5 protein-coding genes and 1 pseudogene are annotated in these 6,442 nt (G+C 53.4%); 5 read left to right on the top strand and 1 reads right to left on the bottom strand.

Features of this window, described 5'->3' with window-relative positions; all coding sequences use genetic code 11:
* Nucleotides 1-240: 240 nt before the first annotated feature.
* Nucleotides 241-881, bottom strand: a pseudogene (locus ACVWYF_RS04580) (IS1595 family transposase).
* 116 nt (nt 882-997) lie between these two features.
* Between ACVWYF_RS04580 and ACVWYF_RS04575 the strand changes: the two are divergent.
* From ACVWYF_RS04575 to ACVWYF_RS04555, 5 genes are all read left to right on the top strand, one after another.
* Complete coding sequence (locus tag ACVWYF_RS04575) at nt 998-3,043, top strand: BatA domain-containing protein (RefSeq protein WP_457065073.1); 2,046 nt, start codon at nt 998-1,000, stop codon at nt 3,041-3,043.
* A gap of 77 nt (nt 3,044-3,120) precedes the next feature.
* Nucleotides 3,121-3,678: a DUF4199 domain-containing protein gene (locus ACVWYF_RS04570; protein ID WP_457065071.1), complete on the top strand. Its 558-nt coding sequence runs from the start codon at nt 3,121-3,123 to the stop codon at nt 3,676-3,678.
* A 41-nt stretch (nt 3,679-3,719) separates the two neighbouring features.
* Nucleotides 3,720-4,244: a DUF4199 domain-containing protein gene (locus ACVWYF_RS04565; protein ID WP_457065069.1), complete on the top strand. Its 525-nt coding sequence runs from the start codon at nt 3,720-3,722 to the stop codon at nt 4,242-4,244.
* Between the two features lie 34 nt (nt 4,245-4,278).
* The gene (locus tag ACVWYF_RS04560; protein ID WP_457065067.1) at nt 4,279-5,214 is read left to right on the top strand and encodes a glycosyltransferase family 2 protein; all 936 of its coding nucleotides are present in this window, start codon (nt 4,279-4,281) and stop codon (nt 5,212-5,214) included.
* A gap of 88 nt (nt 5,215-5,302) precedes the next feature.
* Complete coding sequence (locus ACVWYF_RS04555; protein WP_457065065.1) at nt 5,303-6,442, top strand: glycosyltransferase; 1,140 nt, start codon at nt 5,303-5,305, stop codon at nt 6,440-6,442.

Here is a 6,442-nt window from a genome sequence, read left to right as displayed (position 1 = left end):
GAGAGTCGGTCGCCGCCAACCTTTTACAAAGGAAAATCCTCCCGTGGATGCTTTCACCAGCACCCGCGGGAGGATTTTTGCTGTACCCCACCGGCTGATGACCATTTTAAATATTTCTTTTGGGGAGGCTATTCTTTTATAATACGTGTGCTACTTAAGTTAGAATATTTAAGAAATGAAATTGGTTGTTTATTTGCTGTATCAATACCAATTATTTAAGGGTTTAGGAAGCAAACGCGGTTAGAGAGGCTGTTGGCGATGTAATTCAAGGAGCCATTTATAGCGGTTTTGTAGCAATGATTGAAGCGAAATTCGGACTCTTTCAAATGCAGCAAAAAGGTGTGCCTGGGCACGACCTTGAACTGCTGGAGGCGGGCTTTGGCGAAGCTCCAGCAGGACTCGAGGCCGTTGATGCGGGACGCGCCGCCCACGAATTCGTCTTGGCTGTGGCGGACGCGGAAGTGGCGGTCAAAGCCCACGTCCACCAGCCCGTCGTAGACGCGCCAGCCGTCGGTGTTGACCATTGCGGCCACGTCTATTTTGCCACGTATGATTGCTTGCAGCGTCTTTTTCGAGCAGTTGGGCACGATTTCAGTGTACACCTGCCCGCCGCGTTTGAACAGGCCAAAGACAATGGTTTTGCCGCTGGCCCTGCGGCTGCGTTTGCCGCGCACCCGGCGCGGACCAAAGTAGCTCTCGTCGAGTTCGACTGCCCCGTCAAATTCGGCCGGCGCAGGGCTCCAGGCCAGGAGCCGGTGGCGCACAAGCAGGTAGATTTCATTGACGGCCCGCACGCTCAGGCCCGTGAGACGGGCCGTATCCGAGGCTGCCAAGTCCAACGCAAAGAGCCGAAGCAAGTAGCGAAATTTGACCTTCGAAATTTTACTGTACTTATACTAACGGTTAGCAATTTGCATAACAGTAAGTTATGTCCCGTTTTCTGGCCTTTGCTTCCTAAGTCACTTATTTATTAGGCTACTAATTTCTTCCTGAACAAATGCACTTGCTATATCCTTGGTTTTTGGTGGGTTTACTTGCTATCGCAATACCAGTTGTTTTACATCTATTGCAACTTCGGCGGCCACAAAGGGTTGCATTCACCAATACAGCACTTATTAGGCAAGTCGAACTTGTGGCAACCCGGCATCGGAAGGTTCAGCAATTGTTAATACTAATGGCCCGAGTGACAACTGTGATGGCTCTAGTACTTATCTTTTGTCAACCATTTATTCCGGCTAAAGAAAAAATGAATGCTACTGGCGTAGATGTTCTGGTGGACAACTCTTTCAGTATGCAATTATCTGATGCGGCATATGGGTCGTTATTAGGCAAAGCTGTGGGTGAAGCGCGGCAATTAAGTGAAAACGCAGCAAGCCACTTACGACTGTTAAATGCAGGACCCGGTTTACTGGCTAAAGCTGCTTATAATGATAAGCTAAATGAAATCCGCCCGACTGCAAAAGCAGTTTTTATCAGTAAATATGTAGTTGGGGAGGCGTCGGGGAACGCTAACTCAGTATACTTATTTTCAGATTTTCAGAAGACTGCGTTTTCGGTAAATATGTTGAAAAAGTTGACAACGGAAAAGGAAATAGTGCTGGTGCCTTTGATAGGGCAGCGAGTCGGCAATGTTTACGTGGATAGTATATGGGTTGATGATGCTTTTTTGCGGGTACGTACCAATGTGGGAATGCATATGCGACTGCGAAACGGTGGGAGTATTGCGGTAACTAATTGCCCGGTTAAGGTTTTTTTAGGGAACCGGCAAGTGGCATCATTTAGAGTGACGGTAGGGCCGGGACAAGCGGTGGCATCGGTAGTGCAGGTGCAGCTATTGGATGAGCAACTGGCTTTGGGACGTGTGGTTACTGAGGATGCGCCGGTGATTTTCGATAATACGTTCTATTTTACGCTACAGCCGGCAGCGGTCATTCGCGTGCTGGAAATTGGGACGGAGCCGGTGGCGCGACAGGTATATGCCAACGAGCCGCTGTTTAATTATAGTTTTTCGAAGTCGCAAAATGTCGATTATGGGTTGATGCGGCAGGCCAATCTGGTGTTGATGAATGAGGTGACTGCCCTAGATGCTGGTTTGCGGGACGGGCTGCGGGCGGTAGTGAAGCGTGGGGGAAGCGTGGTGGTAGTACCGGCGGCGGCCACGACGGCTCGGGTATCTTATCAGCAATTGTTCCGGGATTTGGGATTAGGAGCAGTGCAATGGGAAGAGGCCAGGGCAACCCCGGAACTACGGGAGGTGGCAATGCCGGGTGCGCAGGAACCATTTTTTCGGGATGTGTTTGGAGCGCAGCCACGGACTGTGACGATGCCGCGGGTGGCACCGGTATTGCACTGGTCGCGGACTGGTACGGATATTTTGCGGCTGCGGGATGGAGAAAGTTATTTGGCTGATTTTGCAAGCGGAGCCGGGCAGGTATATGTGTTTTCGGCACCATTTGCGAAGGAATATTCGGATTTCACGGCGCAGGCGCTGTTTGTACCGGTGATGTACCGAATGGCAATGTTCAGCTATAAAAATGAGCAATTGCCGGCCTATAAATTGACGCAGGAGGCTCTGAGTCTGCATGTGCCGGCAGCGGCGGAAAGTGCGGGCCAGCCGGCAGACGCCGCGAATTTGAAACTGGTGAAGGATAGCCTAACCTTGATTCCGGGGCAGTGGATGGTGGGGCGGGAAACGCGGCTGGAATTGCCAGCGGACATGGATGCGGCAGGGTTCTACCAAGTGCAGCGGCAGGGCAAGGTGCTGACGACGCTGGCGTTCAATCAAGATAAGCGCGAGTCGGAGCTGGCGGCGTATTCGGCGGACGAACTGCGGCAGCTGGTGGGGCCAAACCGGCCCAATGTGCGAATTGTGGAGGATGGGAACGCAGGCGCGGGCCTGGCTAAGTTCCGGGATGAGCAGACGGGTACGCCGTTGTGGCGGTACTTCCTGGCCTTGGCGCTGCTGGCATTGCTGGCCGAGGCATTGCTGGTACGATTTGGCAAGCGGGCCGTGGCCACCAAGCGGGTGGCGGTGGCAGCCTGAGGCATTGTTCGTAGTTCTAAATCCCAGCCAATGGGGCTGCGGGCCGTATCTTGCCGCTTTAATTTGCTGCGCGATTTATGGCTGATACTTCTGAAAAACCAAACACAACCGAGCCCGACGAGGCAGCAGGGCTGGTGCTTCGGCTTGCCCTACGGTTTGGCGTAGGGGTGGGCCTGGTCTGTGCTTTGTGGATGGTAGGCTTGCAGATGACGGGCAGCAATGGTTTCGGCCCGAAACAATTGCTGGCGCAGCTACTGGTACCGTTGGCAGCGTTGGCTAGCGAGGTGGTGTTGCGGCGGCAGTTACGGCCGCATCGGCCCGGGTTGGGCCGCTCGCTGGGGGTGGGTGCCCTGACGGTGCTGATTGCGGCGCTCATTTCGGCGAGCAGCCTGATTGGACTGGCGCACGGGGCGGGTGAGCCGGCGCTGGCGCGGCACCGGGCCGAGGTGCTGGAAATAGTCCGGGCGCAGCAGCGCGAAAATCCCAAAGCGCAGCTCAGCAAACAGGCACAGCAGGCGCAAGTGCGCAACGTGGCCAACCTGAACGTGGGCGATATGGCCATCAGTAATTTTACGCAGGTGCTGTTGCTGGGCCTTGTGCTGGCGGTACCGGCGGGGATTTTTCTGCGGGAATAATTATTCCGGTTACCTTTCGGTTCACTTCACTTCGAATCCCAATGGAAACAAATGCTACTCCGGTAACGCCTACGTCAGTGGGCTTGCGCTATGGCCTGCTAACAGGGCTGGTAAGCATCATTATTTCATTTGCGCTAAACATTGTGCAGCTGGAACAAAGCCCTGCCAAATGGCTGTCAATAGTTATTTTAACAGGAGGAATTTCCCTGGCTCAACGTTTTTTTAAGCAGCAGAATGCTGGGTTTATGAGCTATGGCGAGGGGCTGAGCATGGGCATGATGCTGACGCTGGTGTCAGGGGTAATGGGCGCAGTGTTCAGCTACATATACATAAGCTTTATGGATAACGGCATGATTGCGCGGATGCTGGACAAAGCGCGGACTGATATGGAGAGTAGAGGAGGTGCCTCAGACGAGCAAATTGACCAGGCAATGCAGATGACGGCTAAGTTCATGACGCCCGTTGCGATATCGCTGCTTGTCGTGCTTTTCTCGCTATTATTTGGACTGGCCATTTCCTTGGTTGTGTCGGCAGTTAATAAAAATCCTAAACCCGAGTTTGAATAAATTATCTGCAAAATTCCCGGTGGAAATTTCCATCGTGATTCCCCTGCTTAACGAAGCGGAATCGTTGCCCGAACTCACGCGTTGGATTGCACGGGTGCTGGTGGCGCACGGGCTTACCTACGAGGTAATCCTGATAGATGATGGCTCGACGGATGATTCCTGGGCCGTAATTGAGGCGCTGGCGATGGATGACGCGACGTTGCGGGGTATCCGCTTCAACCGCAACTATGGTAAATCGGCGGCGCTGAACGTGGGCTTTGAGGCCACGCGCGGGCGGGTGGTATGCACCATGGATGCCGACCTGCAGGACTCGCCGGAGGAATTGCCGGAGCTGTACCGCATGATTACGGAGGATAAATTTGACCTAGTGAGCGGCTGGAAACAGAAGCGGTTCGACCCGCTGTCGAAAACGATTCCGACCAAGCTATTTAATGGTGCGACCCGAGCCATGTCGGGCATTCAGCTGCACGATTTTAACTGTGGGTTGAAGTCGTATGACTCGCGGGTGGTGAAGAGCATTGAAGTGTACGGCGAAATGCACCGCTATATTCCAGTAATTGCGAAATGGAACGGGTTCCGCAAGATTGGAGAGAAAGTGGTGCAGCATCAGGAGCGCAAATATGGCGTAACTAAATTTGGGCTGGAGCGCTTCATTTTCGGGTTTCTGGACTTGCTGAGTATCACGTTTGTGGGGCGGTTTCGGCGCGCACCAATGCACTTTTTCGGGACGCTGGGCACGCTGTCGTTTTTGCTCGGCTTGCTGATTACGCTGTGGCTGACGGGTGAGAAAGTGTGGCTGTCGCTGCACAATCTGAAGGCGCGGCAAGTGACGGAGCAGCCGTTATTTTTTCTGGCCCTGACGGCGGTAATTGTGGGCGTGCTGCTATTTGTGGCGGGGTTTCTGGGTGAAATGATTCAGTTGAACGGGCCGAAACGTGACGATTACCTGGTCAGGGATAGACTGAATTAAATTCAATTAACATTTATCCGTTAACATTTAACAGTCGTTCGGGCTGCTGGAACGGTGGATAAGTGTTAACGGATAAATGTTAATTGAAATGAAAGTTGTAATTATTGGGCCGGCGTACCCGTTGCGTGGCGGGCTGGCGACGTATAATGAGCGGCTGGCACGGGCATTTAAAGAGGTGGGCGATAAGGTGCGGATTGTGACGTTTTCGCTGCAATACCCGAACTTCTTATTTCCGGGCCAAACGCAGTTCAGCACCGAGGCTGGACCGACGGATTTGGACATTGAGGTGAGTTTAAACTCGGTGAATCCGCTATCGTGGGTGCGGGTGGGGCGGAAATTACGGGTAGAGCGGCCGGATTTGGTGATTTTTCGGTTCTGGTTGCCGTTTATGGGGCCGGCGCTGGGCACGGTGGCGCGGCTGGTGCGCGGCAACGGGCACACCCGCGTAGTGGCCATTACCGATAACGTGATTCCGCACGAAAAAAGGCTGGGCGACGAACCGCTTACGCGCTATTTCCTGAGCGCCTGCGACGGTTTTGTAACCATGAGCCGCAGCGTACTGCAGGATTTACAGCGGCTGGGTTTTGGGGGCAAGCCGGCGCTGTACCGGCCCCATCCGCTGTACGATAATTTCGGGCCGATAAAGCCCAAAACAAATGCGTTGGCGGCGCTGAAACTGCCAAATACAACCGGCTATTTACTATTCTTTGGGTTTATTCGGGCTTACAAGGGCTTGGATATTATGCTGGAAGCAATGGCGGATAAACGACTGGCAGCATTACCCGTTAAATTAATTATTGCTGGCGAATTCTACGAAGACGCTGCGCCTTACGAGGAATTGATTCGACGCTACCAATTGGAAGACCGAATTATTCGGGCGACAGATTTTATTCCGAATGAAAAAGTTGTGGACTATTTCTGCGCCGCTGATTTAATTGTGCAGCCCTATAAAAACGCCACGCAAAGCGGGGTGTCGCAAATAGCGTATCATTTCGAGCGGCCCATGCTGGTGACGGATGTGGGCGGCCTGGCCGAATTGATTCCCGATGGCGTGGTGGGCTACGTGGTGCCGCCCACGCCTACCGCTATTGCCGACGCGGTGGTGGATTTCTATGCGAAGCAGCGGGAAGAAACCTTTGTGGCCGGTGTGCGGGAGCTGAAAAAACAGTTTTCGTGGCCGGTGATGGTGGCCGCGCTCAAGGAAGTGGCGGCCGTGAAACCACGGTAG

The sequence above is a fragment of the Hymenobacter sp. UYAg731 genome (assembly GCF_054061335.1).
The sequence above is the reverse complement of the archived record's forward strand: the minus strand, read 5'-3'. Positions and strand labels throughout refer to the sequence as shown.